The organism is Bacillus sp. PK3-067, from assembly GCF_056738645.1.
In genome coordinates, this window is record NZ_CP096490.1 from 4,282,822 (window position 1) to 4,299,200 (window position 16,379).

18 protein-coding genes are annotated in these 16,379 nt (G+C 36.5%); 3 read left to right on the forward strand and 15 right to left on the reverse strand.

Annotated features, from left to right (window positions below):
* Positions 1-121: 121 nt before the first annotated feature.
* Positions 122-1,000 carry a YitT family protein gene (locus M1D73_RS22040; protein ID WP_000435963.1) on the reverse strand — a complete coding sequence of 293 codons (879 nt, stop codon included), beginning with the start codon at positions 998-1,000 and terminating at the stop codon, positions 122-124.
* 149 nt (positions 1,001-1,149) lie between these two features.
* On the opposite strand from M1D73_RS22040, the gene M1D73_RS22045 reads away from it, so the two are divergent.
* A complete protein-coding gene (locus M1D73_RS22045) occupies positions 1,150-1,404 on the forward strand; it encodes a DUF2624 domain-containing protein (RefSeq protein ID WP_001048954.1) in 255 nt (84 codons plus the stop codon).
* An 18-nt stretch (positions 1,405-1,422) separates the two neighbouring features.
* Here the strand turns inward: M1D73_RS22045 and M1D73_RS22050 are convergent, their stop codons facing one another.
* Complete coding sequence (locus M1D73_RS22050; protein WP_000912460.1) at positions 1,423-2,319, reverse strand: deoxyribonuclease IV; 897 nt, start codon at positions 2,317-2,319, stop codon at positions 1,423-1,425.
* A 168-nt stretch (positions 2,320-2,487) separates the two neighbouring features.
* Positions 2,488-3,798 carry a DEAD/DEAH box helicase gene (locus tag M1D73_RS22055; protein WP_000194017.1) on the reverse strand — a complete coding sequence of 437 codons (1,311 nt, stop codon included), beginning with the start codon at positions 3,796-3,798 and terminating at the stop codon, positions 2,488-2,490.
* A 181-nt stretch (positions 3,799-3,979) separates the two neighbouring features.
* Here M1D73_RS22055 and vrrA point away from each other — a divergent pair, with 181 nt between their 5' ends.
* The gene (gene vrrA, locus M1D73_RS22060) at positions 3,980-4,714 is read left to right on the forward strand and encodes a VrrA/YqfQ family protein (RefSeq protein WP_000484166.1); all 735 of its coding nucleotides are present in this window, start codon (positions 3,980-3,982) and stop codon (positions 4,712-4,714) included.
* Positions 4,715-4,803: 89 nt separating this feature from the next.
* Positions 4,804-5,754, forward strand: a complete 951-nt coding sequence (locus M1D73_RS22065) for a 4-hydroxy-3-methylbut-2-enyl diphosphate reductase (protein WP_000706662.1) — start codon at positions 4,804-4,806, stop codon at positions 5,752-5,754.
* 40 nt (positions 5,755-5,794) lie between these two features.
* Here M1D73_RS22065 and M1D73_RS22070 read toward each other — a convergent pair whose 3' ends face one another.
* The 12 genes from M1D73_RS22070 to M1D73_RS22125 form a co-directional block, all read right to left on the reverse strand.
* Positions 5,795-6,916, reverse strand: coding sequence for a Nif3-like dinuclear metal center hexameric protein (locus M1D73_RS22070; protein ID WP_000036242.1), 1,122 nt, complete (start codon positions 6,914-6,916; stop codon positions 5,795-5,797).
* Positions 6,913-7,620 carry a tRNA (adenine(22)-N(1))-methyltransferase gene (locus M1D73_RS22075; protein ID WP_001006542.1) on the reverse strand — a complete coding sequence of 236 codons (708 nt, stop codon included), beginning with the start codon at positions 7,618-7,620 and terminating at the stop codon, positions 6,913-6,915. The genes M1D73_RS22070 and M1D73_RS22075 overlap by 4 nt, the downstream gene beginning before the upstream one ends.
* Positions 7,621-7,785: 165 nt before the next feature.
* Positions 7,786-8,142 (reverse strand): cytochrome c550, encoded by a 357-nt coding sequence (cccA, locus tag M1D73_RS22080; protein WP_000828141.1) that lies wholly within the window; start codon positions 8,140-8,142, stop codon positions 7,786-7,788.
* Between the two features lie 386 nt (positions 8,143-8,528).
* Entirely contained in the window at positions 8,529-9,656 is a 1,128-nt protein-coding gene (gene rpoD / locus M1D73_RS22085) for an RNA polymerase sigma factor RpoD (RefSeq protein WP_000764065.1), read from the reverse strand.
* Positions 9,657-9,715: 59 nt separating this feature from the next.
* Entirely contained in the window at positions 9,716-11,512 is a 1,797-nt protein-coding gene (gene dnaG / locus M1D73_RS22090) for a DNA primase (protein ID WP_000528221.1), read from the reverse strand.
* An 81-nt stretch (positions 11,513-11,593) separates the two neighbouring features.
* Complete coding sequence (locus M1D73_RS22095) at positions 11,594-11,737, reverse strand: hypothetical protein (protein WP_000479733.1); 144 nt, start codon at positions 11,735-11,737, stop codon at positions 11,594-11,596.
* A gap of 635 nt (positions 11,738-12,372) precedes the next feature.
* Entirely contained in the window at positions 12,373-13,185 is an 813-nt protein-coding gene (locus tag M1D73_RS22100) for a pyruvate, water dikinase regulatory protein (protein ID WP_000368944.1), read from the reverse strand.
* Between the two features lie 29 nt (positions 13,186-13,214).
* Entirely contained in the window at positions 13,215-13,847 is a 633-nt protein-coding gene (gene ccpN, locus M1D73_RS22105) for a transcriptional regulator CcpN (RefSeq protein WP_000583756.1), read from the reverse strand.
* 107 nt (positions 13,848-13,954) lie between these two features.
* A complete protein-coding gene (gene recO / locus M1D73_RS22110; RefSeq protein ID WP_000487009.1) occupies positions 13,955-14,701 on the reverse strand; it encodes a DNA repair protein RecO in 747 nt (248 codons plus the stop codon).
* Between the two features lie 33 nt (positions 14,702-14,734).
* Positions 14,735-14,878, reverse strand: coding sequence for a YqzL family protein (locus tag M1D73_RS22115; RefSeq protein WP_000883924.1), 144 nt, complete (start codon positions 14,876-14,878; stop codon positions 14,735-14,737).
* 176 nt (positions 14,879-15,054) lie between these two features.
* Positions 15,055-15,960: a GTPase Era gene (gene era, locus M1D73_RS22120; RefSeq protein WP_001080230.1), complete on the reverse strand. Its 906-nt coding sequence runs from the start codon at positions 15,958-15,960 to the stop codon at positions 15,055-15,057.
* Positions 15,953-16,351: a cytidine deaminase gene (locus tag M1D73_RS22125; RefSeq protein WP_001086283.1), complete on the reverse strand. Its 399-nt coding sequence runs from the start codon at positions 16,349-16,351 to the stop codon at positions 15,953-15,955. The genes era and M1D73_RS22125 overlap by 8 nt, the downstream gene beginning before the upstream one ends.
* Positions 16,352-16,379 lie beyond the last annotated feature (28 nt).

Below are 16,379 nucleotides of genomic sequence, written 5' to 3' on the forward strand. Positions count from 1 at the left end.
ACAGCTTATTATAGTTGTAAACCAATCTGCCTAAAATATATCTATTTTTTCAAGAAACCTTACTATTATAACAAAAAGCAGAGAAAAATTCTCTGCTTTCAAAAAATATTCCTATAAACTTTTAGTGAATAGCCGATTTAAACTTACCACCATTTGTCTCTTGCGTGCTCATAATCGTAACAAACGCATTTTCATCAATTTCATGCACAATTGACTTTAATTTCGTCACTTCTAGACGCGTTACAACTGCATAAATAACTTCTTTTTCTTTATCCGTGTAACCACCTTTTGCTACAAGCTTTGTCGTTCCACGGCCAAGACGATGCAAAATCGCGTTTGATACTTCCTCATATTGATCAGATACAATTAAAACCGCCTTCGTTTCATCTAGCCCTTGAATTACTGTATCGATTGTTTTAAATGCGATATAGTACGTCATAACAGAATACATCGCTTGTTCCACACCAAACACAAATGCTGCCCATGCAAAAATAAATAAGTTCACAAACATTACGAATTCACCAACAGAGAACGGTAGTTTCTTCGTTAATAAAATCCCCATAATTTCAGTTCCATCTAACGACCCACCATGACGAATTACAAGTCCTACACCAAGACCTAAAATAAGCCCACCAAACACTGTCGCTAAAATAGGTTCTGTTGTAAATGGTGGCACCGCATGTAACGTTGACTCAATGAAAGCTAACGCTACAATACCAAATGTCGAAGATAACATAAATGTTTTTCCAATTTGCTTATAACCGGAATACATAAATGGGATATTGAGAACAACGACTAAAGTAGAAAAACTTAACCACCAAATGTTAGGAGTAAGATAATCTAATATAAGAGAAATACCAATAATTCCACCATCAATAATTTTATTTGGCATTAAAAATAGTTCAATCGCCACCGCCGCGCATGCTGCTCCAAAAATAATCATAACTAAACGATAAATGAGATGAATAACACTTTCTTTTCGATGTTGCTTTTGCTCCATAAGCCCTCCCTGTACTCTTTTTCTGTAGTTTCGTCCTTATATTATAACATACGCTTCTTTTCCTCATGAAAAAAGAAACTCCATACGAATATGTACAAGCTACATGCTCATATATTTCGATAGAAGAACGCGTGAAGGAGGATAATAAGATGAACCTCATTAAACAAATTGTTAATAAAAAATTAAATCATATTTCTACAAAAGAGTTATTAAAATATAGCAAAGAATACGAAGTTCCTATTACAGCCGCACAAGCTGACCAAATCGTTTTACTTATGAAGGGTAAAAATATTAATATTTACGATAACAACGAGCGACTAGAGCTCTTAAAACAGATCGCAAAAGTAACTTCCCCTGCCACTGCCCAACAAGTAAATACATTATTTCAGCAACTACTAAAATAAGGAGGGGATTTCCCCTCCTTATTGCGCTTTAATTTTTTCAAGAAGCCCTTCATCAAAAGTGCCGTTTTTCAGCATTTCGATTTCCAATTTATATGGTGGCTTCTTATCTTTTTTATCTTCCCCTACATACGGTGTTTCAAGAATTTTTGGTACATGCATTAACTGTGGATGATGTACAATGTGATGCAATGCTTTATACCCAATGTGACCAAATCCAATGTTTTCATGACGGTCTTTTCCTGCTCCGCGTACATTTTTACTATCATTAATATGAAGTACTTGTAAACGATCTATACCAACGATCTTATCAAATTCGTTTAATACGCCGTCAAAGTCATTTACAATATCATATCCTGCATCGTGCGTATGACACGTATCAAAGCATACGGATAGCTTTTCATTATATTTTACACCATCAATAATTTTTGCAATTTCTTCAAAGCTACGACCGCATTCTGTTCCTTTTCCTGCCATCGTCTCTAACGCAATGTTAACCGTCTGTTCTGGCGTTAATACTTCATTAAGCCCTTTAATAATTTGTTGAATACCAGCATCTGCTCCAGCACCAACGTGCGCTCCTGGGTGAAGAACAATTTGTTTCGCTACACCTAATGCCGATGTTCTTTCAATTTCCATGCGAAGAAAGTCTACGCCTAATTGGAATGTTTCTGGCTTCGTCGTATTCCCAACATTAATAATATACGGCGCATGGACGATAATTTCCTCAATTCCGTTCAGCTCCATATGTTTTCTTCCTGCTTCTATGTTCAATTCTTCAATTGGTTTTCTTCGTGTATTTTGCGGTGCACCTGTATAAATCATAAACGTTGTTGCACCGTATGAAACAGCCTCTTCACTTGCTGCTAATAACATTTTCTTACCACTCATGGAAACATGAGATCCAATCTTTAACATACAATCACCTCTTCAATATACAATAGATATAATGATAGCATAATTTGTAGAAATATGTAGTGAATTGTTTGTTCACAAAAGACGCACTACACAAATTCATATGACTATTTAGACAGACTATACTCTTCATTTAAATTAGCGGGATTAAAAAAAGATAAGGGAAACCCCTTATCTTTTTTTATTGCTATATTTTCTCTTCACTTTGTCACGTTCTGTTGCAAGTTTACGTTTATAGTTTGGTTTTACTTTTTTCGGTTTTTTAATAACTTTCGTTGCCATAACATCAAGTTCGTCATTTGGTTTTTTACGGCTCTTACGACGACGACGCTCACCTAAATCTGCCCACTCATCTCCACGTAAATCTACATGTTTAAACTCGATATGACGTTGTTTTTCTAAGCTATCTAACGCTTCTTCGTTTGCTGGATCATAAATCGTCACTGCAATACCAGAATGCCCTGCACGTGCTGTTCTTCCAACGCGGTGAACGAAGAAATCTAAATCTGATGGTAGCTCATAGTTAATAACATGGCTAATCCCTTCAATATCAATACCACGTGCTGCTAAATCAGTCGCAACAATATATTGGAATTCAAGGTCACGAATTTGTTTCATCATTTTTTTACGATCACGTGGTGATAAATCCCCGTGAATTCGTCCAACTTTTAAGCCACGTTCCATTAATCCATCAGCAACTTGGTCTGCCATCTTTTTCGTATTCGTGAAAACAACTGCTAAATACGGTTTAAATTGAAGTAGCATTTTATGCACTAAATCAATTTTATTACGATGTTTAGAAGGCACTAAATAGTGTTCAATGTTTCCAGCTGCAACTTGTTTTGGATTGATATGAATATGCTCTGGATTCTCCATATATTTCTTCAGAAACGGTTTTAGTTTTTGAGGAATTGTTGCAGAGAAAACTAACATTTGCAAGTTTTTAGGCATGCGTGCTGCAATTTTGTCTACATCATGAATGAATCCCATATCAAGCATTAAGTCTGCTTCATCGACAATAATCGTATTTGCTTTATGAACAAATAACGCTTGTTCTTCAACTAAGTCTTTAATACGTCCTGGTGTCCCAACTACGATATGAGGTTGTTTTTTCAATTTCTCAATTGAACGTTGTTTATCAGTTCCACCAATTAAACAACGTGCTGTAATCATTTGGTCTTCCGCACAAAACTTTGTTAATTTCACGATTTCTTCGTAAATTTGTTGTGCTAACTCACGAGTAGGCGCTGTAATAACAAGTTGTACTTCTTCACGACTTGCATTAATTCTGTTTAATGTAGGAAGTAAGTATGCATGTGTTTTCCCAGAACCTGTTTGGGATTGTCCAATTACACTTACACCTTTTTTCACGACTGGGAAAATTTTCTGCTGAATTCCTGTCGGCTCTGTAAAGCGTAGTTCACGAACTGCATCTATTAAAAATGGTTTAAAATCATACTGTGTAAAAGTTTGTTGTGTCATAAGTTACACCTTCTTTCTAAAATTTCTACTGCGCGCACAAATCAGTCAAGTCTACATTATATCGAAATCTACAAGTAAAATCCATCTTTAGTTTAGGTTTTCACTTCAAAAACTAACCTTCTTCCCTTTTATTGCATATTGTATGTGTATATACCTAACTGAAGAAAGGAGGATTTCTCACATGTTTCCGAAATCCCCTACAAGGCAAATGTATCCGAATCCAGGGCAGCAACCTTATACACCATATCCAATTCCACAACTACCACCAATGGCACAAAAAAAGAAAGGTTTTCTTGCTAAGCTTTTTAAAAAACACGATCCAACCGAGCCATTTATGCAAATGGTTCCACCTTACCGACAAATGGAAGGGCAACCAATGATGCATCAGCAACCACCACCGCCGCAATATCATCAGCAATATCCGCAGCAATACCAGCAACAATATCCGCAGCAACATCCACAATATCAACCATACATGCAGCAACATCCTGAGCAAATGATACCGCCTCAAATGTATGAATCAAATGAAACGCGCGGCGGCTCAACTACAACTGCGGCAACAGCAAGCAGTGGCATCGGCAGTTTTTTTTCGAACTTAATTTCGAATCCAACTAATATGATAAATAACATCGAAAAAGTATCCCAAGTCGTTCAATCTGTAGGTCCTGTCGTCGAACAGTATGGTCCTATTATGCGTAGTCTACCAAGCATTGTTAAAATCCTCACCTCTGGAAAAAGCACGGAAGAAAATCAAACGGAAAATGTAACAGAGCCAGTTGAGGTAGAAAGTCCGCCTCCTGCACCTCAAAAAAAGAAACGAAAACGAAAGAAAATAGTGATTGAACCTGTAATAGAAAAAGAGTTACCGAAAGAACCAGTTCAACAAACAGCAACAAAACCAAAACTATATGTGTAACAATCCTTTGTTTTCTATCCACTCCTCCTTTATAATGTAAAAGACTATGCACAAAAGTATCCCTTGTTTAGAAGGAGAGGATTACTCATATGAAAATTGTTAAAATTTCCCCTCGTGGTTATTGCTACGGTGTTGTCGATGCAATGGTAATTGCACGTAACGCCGCATTAGATAAATCATTGCCGAGACCCATTTATATTTTAGGTATGATTGTTCACAATAAACATGTTACAGACGCTTTTGAAGAAGATGGAATCATCACATTAGACGGTCCAAGTCGCTTAGAAATTTTAGATAAAATTGATTCTGGTACTGTTATTTTCACTGCACACGGTGTTTCTCCAGAAGTTAAACAACGCGCAAAAGAAAAAGGTTTAACAACAATCGATGCTACTTGCCCAGATGTTACCAAGACGCATGACCTTATCGAAGCTAAGAAAGCGGAAGGGTATCATGTCATTTATATCGGTAAAAAAAATCATCCAGAGCCAGAAGGCGCAGTTGGTATTGCACCTGACATCGTTCACCTTATCGAAAGAGCCGATGATTTAAAAACATTAGAAATCCCAACAGATAAAATTTTAGTAACAAATCAAACAACGATGAGTCAATGGGATGTTCAACATTTAATGGAGGACATTCAAAAAAAATTCCCAACAGCAGAATTCCATAAAGAAATTTGTTTAGCAACTCAAGTTCGCCAAGAAGCTGTCGCTAAACAAGCTGATGTTGCAGACTTAACAATTGTTGTTGGTGATCCGAAAAGTAACAATTCAAATCGCTTAGCACAAGTATCACAAGAAATCGCGGGTACAAAAGCATATCGAGTTGCTGATGTAAGCGAAATTCAATTAGAGTGGCTACAAGGTGTAGAAAACGTAGCTGTTACAGCAGGTGCTTCTACTCCAACGCCAATTACGAAAGAAGTTATCGCTTTCTTAGAGCAATATAACCCAATGAATCCCGCTACATGGGAAAGAGTTCGAAAAGTACCGTTACAAAAAATATTACCTCGCGTGAAAGTGAAAAAAGAACAATAATAAAAACCGTTGCTTGCATGAGCAACGGTTTTTATTTTTCTTATACAAATATAAATGGATCTGTATGTAACTGCGAAGCATGAATGTGTACATTGAGTTTCTTTGCATCCACTTTTTCTTGTAATTGCTTTTGTACACCTTGTTTCATTACTTTTTCAACATTATGTCCTGGGTCAACTATATTTAAACCGAGCATCATCGCATCATGAGCAACATGATAGTACATGTCACCAGTTACATATACATCTGCTCCTTTAAATTTCGCTTGGTTTATATATTTATTACCATCTCCACCAAGTACAGCTACTTTACGCACTTTATCGTCTAACTTACCGACAACTCTTGCGCCCTTCACGTCTAATGATTGTTTCACATGTTCTGCAAATTGACCAAGCGTCATTTCTTCTTGTAAGTATCCTATTTTTCCTAGGCCTAACGTTTCACCTTTATTATCAAGCGGATACACATCGTATGCTACTTCTTCATAAGGGTGCGCCGTTACCATTGCTTTAATCACTTTCCGCTGTAATGAAGCTGGAATAATCGTTTCGATTCGCACTTCTTCTACACGTTCTAACTGTCCAGTTTCCCCGATATAAGGATTTGTCCCCTCTTGAGGTACAAATGCGCCTGTACCCTCGCTACTAAACGTACAGTGGCTATAATTGCCGATATGACCAGCACCTGCGTCTCCTAATGCATTCCTTACTTCTTCTGCATGAGTGACTGGCACAAACACAACAACTTTTTTCATTTCTTCTGCATATGTCGGTGCCAAAACTTCTGTATTTTGCAATCCTAACGCCTCAGCAAGTAAATCATTTACCCCGCCCTTAGCAACATCCACATTTGTATGCGCTGCATAGATTGCAATATCATTTTTAATACACTTTTCAATAATTTTCCCATACGCCTTATCTGTATGAATCGCTTTTAACGGGTTAAAAATTAAAGGATGATGAGCAATAATGACATTTGCCCCTAATTGAATTGCTTCATCCACAACTTCTTCCGTTACATCTAACGCAATCAATACGTGCCGCACGGGTTTATTAAGCGCTCCAATCTGCAGGCCAATCTTATCTCCTTCCATCGCCAAATGCTTCGGATACATACTTTCAAATAAAGAAATAATTTCATGGCCATTTGGAATTTTACTCATGATAAAACCTCCCCTATCATTTTCATTTTCGCTTCTACTTCCCCACGCTTCGCTTTTGTTTCTTCAGAATCAGCTGCACGTTCTAACTGTTTTAAAATATTTTGGAAGTTTTTTAATTCTCCTTCCCATTTTTCAACGAAGGCTTCACTTTTTTCTGTTATTAAAAATGGTCCCATAAACAATTCAGCTTGTTTATTTTCAGAGTAAGGCGCTGCAACATTTCCTCGCTCCCCTACTAAAATTTCGTAAATTTTCCCATCTTCTTTTACGATTTTTTCATGGATAAGCTCCCAACCATTCTCAATAAACCATTCACGAATATGATGCGCTGCAATATTAGGCTGTAAAATTAAACGTGTTACACCTTCTAATTTTTCTTTACCACTTTCTAAAATGTCACGAATTAACGCTCCGCCCATTCCGGCAACCGTAATTACATCTACTTCTCCTGGTGCGATAACAGCTAATCCATTCCCTTTACGCACATCTACTTTATCTTGTAAACCACTTTCAGCTACAGTTGCTTGCGCAGAGCGAAATGGTCCATCTACGACCTCTCCTGCAACTGCTTTTGTAGCAATATTATTTATAATTGTATAACACGGTAAATACGCATGATCCGATCCAATATCAGCGACTGTAGATCCTACTGGTATTTCACGTACAACTTCTTCTAATCGTTTTGAAAGCTTTACTTCATTCATGTATTTCCATTACTCCTTCTCTTGTCAGTCTGTCTCCATGATAATGAATTTATAGTAGTTGTTGCAAGCCCATAACAACAATTCACTGCTCTATCATTCATCGTATTTTAGAAAATATAGAAAAACAAGCCCTTTGCATAAGCAAAAGGCTTGTCATACGGAACTTTATTTTTTCTTCGATAACCAATCAGCTACTTTAGCGGCTTGATCAGCTGGAACTATATTGGCAGGCATATTGCCTTTTCCTTTCGAAAGAATTTCTTTAATTTCATCCTTTGAAAGTTTCCCACCAATTTTTTGCAAGTTAGGTCCAACTGCCCCTTGTAACTGATCACCATGGCAGCTCGTACAACTTTGCTTCACAATATCTTCTGGTTTTGATGCCGTTTGTGCTGGCTTCCCGCCATTTTTTGCATCAGCTAACTCTTTAGATTTATTTAGCCCCTGAAATGAAAATACAAACATAACGATAATACCCAATGCTGCAATAAGAGCGAACGGAATCAGCGGATTACGTTTCATATCTCTTCTCCCCCTTCTATATCCCTAAATAGTTAGATGATTCAGTCATTTCCATTGTACTTGAAAACGCTCTATCAGAAAAGAGTAAACTACCACTTGTTAAAAATATTCCATAAATTCAGTTTATTGTTTTTTATTGTCATATCGCTTATTATTTCGATAATTATTAACGTTTCTCATCATATTTTTCGCTTTTCTACATATATTTTTGTATAGAATAAACAAAATTAATCGAAAAATCGAAAAATGAGCATTTGCAAATCAAAAGACAATTCTGTAAAATAAATTACAAGAAATTGTAATCGTTGCCGATAGCTAAATTTTAACAAAAATTAACAAAATAAAAAAGTTTACTTCACAATGGTGAAGTAAACTTAAAAAATAACCTATTCTAAGAAATCCTTAAGACGCTTACTACGGCTTGGATGTCTTAATTTGCGAAGTGCTTTTGCTTCAATTTGACGGATACGCTCTCTCGTTACGCCGAATACTTTCCCAACTTCTTCAAGCGTACGAGTTCGTCCATCATCTAAACCGAAACGAAGACGTAGAACATTTTCTTCACGATCTGTTAGCGTATCTAACACATCTTCTAATTGTTCTTTTAGCAATTCATAGGCTGCATGGTCCGCAGGCGATGTTGCTTCTTGGTCTTCAATAAAGTCACCTAAATGGGAGTCATCTTCTTCACCAATTGGTGTTTCAAGAGAAACTGGCTCCTGTGCAATTTTTAAGATTTCACGTACTTTTTCTGGAGCAAGATCCATTTCTTCACCAATCTCTTCAGGAGACGGTTCACGACCTAAATCTTGTAATAATTGGCGTTGTACACGAATTAACTTGTTAATCGTTTCAACCATATGAACTGGAATACGAATTGTTCGCGCTTGGTCTGCAATGGCACGTGTAATAGCTTGGCGAATCCACCAAGTTGCATACGTACTAAATTTGAAACCTTTACGATAATCGAACTTTTCAACAGCTTTAATTAGACCCATATTACCTTCTTGAATTAAGTCTAAGAAAAGCATACCACGGCCTACATAGCGCTTTGCAATACTTACTACAAGACGTAAGTTTGCTTCTGCAAGACGACGTTTCGCTTCTTCATCGCCTTCTTCAATACGCGTTGCAAGTCGAATTTCTTCTTCTGCAGATAGTAAGTCTACACGACCAATTTCTTTTAAATACATACGAACAGGATCGTTGATTTTAACCCCTGGTGGTACACTTAAATCATTGAGGTCAAACTCTTCTTCTGTTTTTGAAATTTGGCGATTATTAGGGCCTTCTTCGTTGTCATTATCACCAACTAAGTCAATGCCTTGTTCACCTAAATATTCATAGTATTCATCCATTTGATCGGATTCAATTTCAAATCCATTCATGCGTTCTGCAATCTCTTCATATGTAAGAACGCCACGTTTTTTTCCGAGCTCAGTGAGTTGTTCTTTCACTTGCTCAAGGGTCATTTCAGTTTCAATTTGTTTAGAACGAGCTGGTTTGTCAGCCATCTGTTCCCCTCCTTACGCGAGATACAAACATTCATTATACTAAAACTTTATCAAAAAAGCTATTTTCTCGCTTTTTGATTTTGTAAATATGCTACATAATATTTAGCAGCCTCTACAGGATCTGTTTTTTCCATTTGTTTCACTTTAAAGATGATCTCCATCTTTTCAAGTTTTTCCTGATGCCGTCTAAGCGTCTCCAAATGGCCTTGTAACACTTCTTCTGTGTATTCTGGATTAATAAATTCATCCGTCGAAATATCAGTGATAATATTTTTCAACTTTTCATCAGAGAGCCAACTTAAAAATGTTCCGACTGAAGGTTCATTTCCCTTTTCATAATATGCGTATAGTTCATATAAAATCCCTTTATGTTCTTCTGTATGAAAATCTTCTATATGGGATTCCATACGAACAGCTACTTCTGCACTTTGCAACATATGGTAAATAATTTCTCTTTCCGCTCTTTCAAAACCTGTTAACTTCGGTTTTGTTTGAACGACTTGAGACGGTTTAGCAACCTGCTTTATTTGTTTTTGCTGTACCTTTTGTTCTTTGCGATATTGGTGCAATTGATTCAAAAGTGTTTCCATTGAATACGAAAATTCTTGCGATAATGACTTCAAATATGACTCTGCCTGCATCGCATCTTGTAACAACGATAACTCTTTTAAAACACTTTTCACATATTCTTCTTTGCCAGACTCATCTTGCAAATTTTTCCCTAAACGCAAATAATTTATTTTAAAACCAACAAAACTCACACTTGATTTCACAAGATTTTCAAAAGCAGTAGTCCCATATTGTTGCACATATTCATCAGGATCAAGCTTATCTGGCAAGGATGTGACTTTCACTTGGCAACCAACCTTTAGCAATAATTGCCCTGCTTTCATCGTCGCTTCTCGCCCTGCTTTATCACCATCATAGCAAAGAACAACAGTTTCAACGTTACGTCGCAGAAGTTTTGCTTGTTCTTCAGTTAAAGCTGTTCCCATTGTCGCAACAGCTTCTTCCACACCACTTTTTACCGCAGCTAGCACATCGGCATATCCTTCAAAAAGAACCACTTGCCCACGCTTTCTAATAAACGGTCTTGCTTGGTGGAAGTTATACAACAATTTACTTTTGTGAAAAATCGGTGTTTCAGGGCTATTTAAATATTTCGGAGTGTCATCCCCTAACGCCCTTCCACTAAACGCTATCACCTTACCTTGTAACGTATAGATCGGGAACATAACTCTTCCACGGAAGCGATCGTAATGACTACCATCCTTCTCACTTCTTATTAGAAGGCCAGCTTGTTCCATACTAGACAGCGATAAACCTCTTTTTTGTAAAATTTTCGTCGCCGCATCCCAAGCAGGTGATGCATAACCAATTTCAAACTTCTCAATCATCTCTTTCGTAATACCACGGTTTAATAAATATGAAAGTGCTTCATTTCCCTCTTCCGTATTTACTAATAAATGATGATAATACTTTTTCAATAATTCATGAGCTTGTTGCATGATGACAGTGTCATCAGATATGTCTTCTTGTTGTCCTTGTCCTGATGTGTACTCTGCAACCGCAATTCCATTTCTTTCGCCTAGCTTTTGAACAGCCTCGGTAAAAGCCAGTCCTTCCATTTTCATTAGAAAGGAAAATACATTTCCACCTTCTCCACATCCGAAGCAATGAAAAATTTGCTTATCAGATGAAACAGAGAATGAAGGAGAATTCTCACCATGAAATGGACAAAGGCCGAAATAGTTACGCCCCTGTTTTCTAAGTTGAACGTATTCACCAATGACTTCTACAATATCGGATGATGTCCGAATCTGTTCAACAACTTCTTCGGGAATTCTGTTCCCCATAACTCCATCTCCGTGTCGTATTTTGTATTCGATATAAATTAAAAAATTCCTTTATAATTCGACAATATTTTTCTAAACTTGTTAGAAAGTGTTGCCGATTACATTGTATAAACGATTTTGAACCTTTCCTATAGGTCCTTTATCTGCATAAATCGCATATACATACTTGCTATATAAAATTGTATACATTTGCTCATCTGTTACAAATGTATCTCTTAGAAACAATACATATACACCTTTTTCCAAGAAGAGTAGCAAGCCACATATACTGTTTGATCTTGAGATCTGTAACTTTTTCATGTTGATCCATATAACAATCAACTCCATTTTGTTCAGTATCTACAATGATCCAATTGCCTTGCTATTTCCTTAAAGGATGAGCATATGATGCGACAAACAAAATTCCGACATGAAATTCCGCTCCAACTTGCACAATTTCAGCCTTCACGGGATATACATCTACACCAACTAATATGTTGTTGATGTTTTGCATATTTCTGTATTCTACATCCCTTCTGTGAATCCTTCCATAATGTGCGTTTTCTTGTATAGATTTTGTCGATTTAACGTAATTACATGTCTTTTTCGTAAATCCTATCCCTAGTTTATTCTGAAAAATTAAAGTCTAAACGTAAAATATAGGTTTTTATCACAATTTTTTATTATAATATATTTTCTTCAACTACGCTACATATCCCTTTATTTTTTCATCTTACATTTCAGGATGACAAACTCACACCTTGAATATACTAAAAGACAAAGGAGTATAAGTATAACCATTACACTACAATCTATTACAAAATCCATAGGTATCATATTTCACACGAGCGAAAAAAGCACATTCACCTTTGGTAAATGTGCTAAAACATTTTTTGGTTTTGCACTGCATTCACAATAATATTTGCTGTTTCTTCAATCGCTTTATTCGATACATCGATTACTTGGCAATTTATTTTACTAATTACTTCCTCAAAATGATCAATTTCTTCTTGAATACGATTAATATTTGCATATGTTGCTCCATCACTTAATCCAAGTGATTTTAATCGTTCTTTTCGAATATGATTTAACTTATCTGGCGTAATTTTCAAACCGAAACATTTTTCTTTTGCCACTTGATATAGTTCTTCAGGTGGGTCAACTTCTGGCACGAGTGGTACATTCGCAACTTTCAAGCGTTTGTTATGAGCTAAATATTGGGAAAGTGGTGTTTTTGATGTACGCGAAACACCAATCAACACGATATCTGCTTTTAAAATACCTCGTGCATCTCTGCCGTCATCATACTTCACAGCAAACTCAATCGCTTCAATCTTTTTAAAGTATTCTTCATCTAACCTACGGACAACACCTGGCTCATATCTCGGCACTTGCCCCGTAATTTCTTCAATTTGATCAATAAGAGGGCCGATAATATCGTATGCCTCTACCCCTTCTTTTGCAGCCTCTGTTACTAAATACTGGCGCATATCAGGCTTAACTAACGTAAAACATATAAGTGCTTGATTACTCTTAGCAATCGAAATCACTTCTTTTAATGTCCCTGTATCTTCTACATACGGTACACGTCTAATATCAGGAGCAAATGGGAATTGCCCCATTGCTGCTCGAACAACCAAATCAGCCGTTTCCCCTACAGAGTCAGATACGACATATACGATTTTATTATCCATTACATTACCTCACTTTAAACAAATTACACTTATTCGTTATTTACTAAATTTACAAACGCACGTGTAATATTTGTTTTTGTAATTCGCCCAATCACTTCTAAACCTTGTTTCGTATCTTTTACAACTGGCATTGCATCAATCTGTCTTTCTATTAATTCCATCGCAATATCATATAAAGAATCCTCTCTACGACACATCGCAATGTTTGGCATCCTTGTCATGATAATATTAACCGGAAGAGAGGTTAAATCCTGCTTTCCTAAGCTCGCTCTTAATAAATCTTTACGAGACACAACACCAACTAATAGAGTCATCTGATCTACAACGAACAATGTACCAACGTCCTCTAAAAACATCGTACAAATTGCATCGTATACGGAAACATTTTTATCAATTACAACCGGTCTAGATTGATAATCTTGTACTTTAATTTTCTTAACAGCTTCAGATAATAGCTGCCCCCCAGTTTTACCCGTATAAAAATAACCTACGCGTGGACGTGCTTCTAAATAACCAGCCATCGTTAAAATTGCTAAGTCTGGTCTTAGCGTCGCACGTGTTAGACCCAATTGCGCTGCAATTGATTCCCCTGTAATAGGACCGTGATCTTTTACAATCTGAATGATATGTTCTTGCCGTTTATTCAGCTCTATGATAATCACCACCTTTAATGCACAACGAAAAAAGTTATACTATCTCTTAAATATTATATACTAAATATGCTATTCGAAAAAGAAAGTATGTAAAAAGGACCGTATACGGCCCAAAATTATATTTGAAACTTATCAAGTTGTTCTAAAAAACGTCTTGATTTCAAATAAATTCCGCAATATTCATCATAATATGTATTCAATACTAAACGCATTTGTTTTTTTGTGCTATCCTTTACCGATACATTTCCGAGCCTATGTAAATCGAAATGGAAGAAAAGACGTAATAATTTATGAACAGCTTCTCCTACCGGTATACGATATGGGTCTTGCTCTGCATGACGTGAGCACAGAAAACCGCCTTCCCTGACGGAGAAGGCGACAAAGTCTGTTTCTTGATGACAAATCGCACATGTATCAAAGTACGGGCGCATCCCTAATACCGGAAGCATTTTCGTTTGATAAATTAATGATAATACTTCTGGATCAACACCCTCACACATATAATGCAACGTTTGATATAACATTTCAAATAAATACGGATTATGTTTTTTATCTTCTGTTGCTTTATCAGTTAACTCAACAATAAATGATGCATAAGCAGTTAAAAATATATCCTCGCGAATTTCTTTCATAGTTGAAATAATCTCGCCTTGTTGCAATGTTCCAAGCCCAGATCCCATTTGAATTAGAAAATGGCCATGTGTCATTAATTGCGACACAGATGCTAATCGGCTTTTCGGTTTTTTTGCCCCTCTTGCCATTGCACTTACCTTACCAAGTTCTCTTGAGAATATTGTAACAATTTTGTTCGTTTCTCCGTAATCTGTCGTACGGATAACGATGCCCTCAACTTTTTGAAACATGTTCGTCACCATCCAAGGTTTGAACAAAACGGGTCAAGAAATTGGAGAGTCTAGATGCGCTAGCTCCTCTTCATGTTGATCCATCTCATCGTTTACGTCTTTTTCCATTTCTTTCAAAAGCAAGTACGTTTCAATGCTTCCTGTTTTGGAGAAAAACTTCCAGGTAAAATCTAGCATAAGAATCCACCTTTCTCAATAAGCGTAGCCTATAAACCAATTTCCTTTGTTGTTATTAAATTGACCCATTTTGTCCATTTTCATGTGAGAAAAATTTTTCCTAATTTATCAAAGTTCATAAAAACCAATAATCAGTGGATGAACCAACCATCCACTGATTACAACTTTACTCTATTTTAGTACTCATCCTCGCGGAAACCTAGGTCACGAAGCTGAGACATTTTATTACGCCAATCTTTTTGCACTTTTACCCATACTTCTAAAAATACTTTAGAACCAAGTAGCGCTTCAATATCAAAACGAGCTCGCTTACCAACTTCTTTTAACATTTTTCCTTGTTTTCCGATGATGATTCCTTTTTGTGATGCACGTTCAACAACAATCGTTGCATTTATATAAACTGCCCCGCCCTCACGCTTTTGAATCGCATCGATAACAACAGCCACAGAATGCGGCACTTCTTCACGTGTTAAATGTAGTACTTTCTCACGAATAAGCTCTGCAATAATAAATCTCTCCGGATGATCCGTTACTTGATTCTCTGGATAGTATTGTGGTCCTTCTGGTAAATACTTTTTAATTGTTCCAATTAAAGCGTCCACATTATTACCGTCTAACGCAGAAATTGGTACAATCTCTGCAAATTCATGTAGTTTACGATATTGATCAATTAACTCTAGTAATTGCTCTGGATGAAGTTGGTCAATTTTATTAATGACTAAAAATACTGGTTGTTTCGTTTCTTTTAATTTCTCAATGATGAATTCCTCACCACGACCAAATCCTTCAACTGCATTAACCATAAACAGAACAATATCAACTTCTTTTAATGTCGTTTGCGCCATCTTTACCATGAAGTCGCCTAATTTATGTTTAGGTTTATGTATTCCTGGTGTATCAATGAAAATAACTTGTGCATCATTTTCTGTATATACACCTTGAATTTTATTACGAGTCGTTTGTGGCTTATCACTCATAATAGCAATTTTCTGGCCGATAATACGGTTTAAAAATGTAGATTTTCCAACATTCGGTCTGCCAATAATAGAGACAAAACCTGATTTATAACCTTTTCTATTCATGTAAATCCTCCGCTAAAAATGCTCCTGGTAACAATTCTCCGACTGTCGTCTCTTGAACGTCACCATGTAAGTTTGATAAGTATACTTTCGTATCCTGTTTACATAATTCTACCATAACTTGTCGACATGCTCCACAAGGAGGTACTGGACGCTTTGTATCTGCTACAACCGCAATGGCTACAAATTCGTTATCCCCTTCAGAAACCGCCTTAAATAAAGCTGTTCTTTCAGCACAATTACATAAGCCATATGATGCATTCTCAACATTACATCCACGATACACTTTTCCATCGCGCGTTAATAATGCTGCACCTACTTGAAATTTAGAATATGGTACGTACGCTTGTTTACGCGCTTCGATTGCTTCTAGAATTAATTGTTTACTATTCATATTCCCGCATCCTTCCTGTTCACAGCTA

Bases quoted from the DNA above. Each gene is read 5' to 3' on its own strand.
- M1D73_RS22040 (WP_000435963.1), bottom strand. From the start codon at position 1,000: ATGGAGCAAAAGCAACATCGAAAAGAAAGTGTTATTCATCTCATTTAT.
- M1D73_RS22045 (WP_001048954.1), top strand. From the start codon at position 1,150: ATGAACCTCATTAAACAAATTGTTAATAAAAAATTAAATCATATTTCT.
- M1D73_RS22050 (WP_000912460.1), bottom strand. From the start codon at position 2,319: ATGTTAAAGATTGGATCTCATGTTTCCATGAGTGGTAAGAAAATGTTA.
- M1D73_RS22055 (WP_000194017.1), bottom strand. From the start codon at position 3,798: ATGACACAACAAACTTTTACACAGTATGATTTTAAACCATTTTTAATA.
- vrrA (WP_000484166.1), top strand. From the start codon at position 3,980: ATGTTTCCGAAATCCCCTACAAGGCAAATGTATCCGAATCCAGGGCAG.
- M1D73_RS22065 (WP_000706662.1), top strand. From the start codon at position 4,804: ATGAAAATTGTTAAAATTTCCCCTCGTGGTTATTGCTACGGTGTTGTC.
- M1D73_RS22070 (WP_000036242.1), bottom strand. From the start codon at position 6,916: ATGAGTAAAATTCCAAATGGCCATGAAATTATTTCTTTATTTGAAAGT.
- M1D73_RS22075 (WP_001006542.1), bottom strand. From the start codon at position 7,620: ATGAATGAAGTAAAGCTTTCAAAACGATTAGAAGAAGTTGTACGTGAA.
- cccA (WP_000828141.1), bottom strand. From the start codon at position 8,142: ATGAAACGTAATCCGCTGATTCCGTTCGCTCTTATTGCAGCATTGGGT.
- rpoD (WP_000764065.1), bottom strand. From the start codon at position 9,656: ATGGCTGACAAACCAGCTCGTTCTAAACAAATTGAAACTGAAATGACC.
- dnaG (WP_000528221.1), bottom strand. From the start codon at position 11,512: ATGGGGAACAGAATTCCCGAAGAAGTTGTTGAACAGATTCGGACATCA.
- M1D73_RS22100 (WP_000368944.1), bottom strand. From the start codon at position 13,185: ATGGATAATAAAATCGTATATGTCGTATCTGACTCTGTAGGGGAAACG.
- recO (WP_000487009.1), bottom strand. From the start codon at position 14,701: ATGTTTCAAAAAGTTGAGGGCATCGTTATCCGTACGACAGATTACGGA.
- M1D73_RS22115 (WP_000883924.1), bottom strand. From the start codon at position 14,878: ATGCTAGATTTTACCTGGAAGTTTTTCTCCAAAACAGGAAGCATTGAA.
- era (WP_001080230.1), bottom strand. From the start codon at position 15,960: ATGAATAGAAAAGGTTATAAATCAGGTTTTGTCTCTATTATTGGCAGA.
- M1D73_RS22125 (WP_001086283.1), bottom strand. From the start codon at position 16,351: ATGAATAGTAAACAATTAATTCTAGAAGCAATCGAAGCGCGTAAACAA.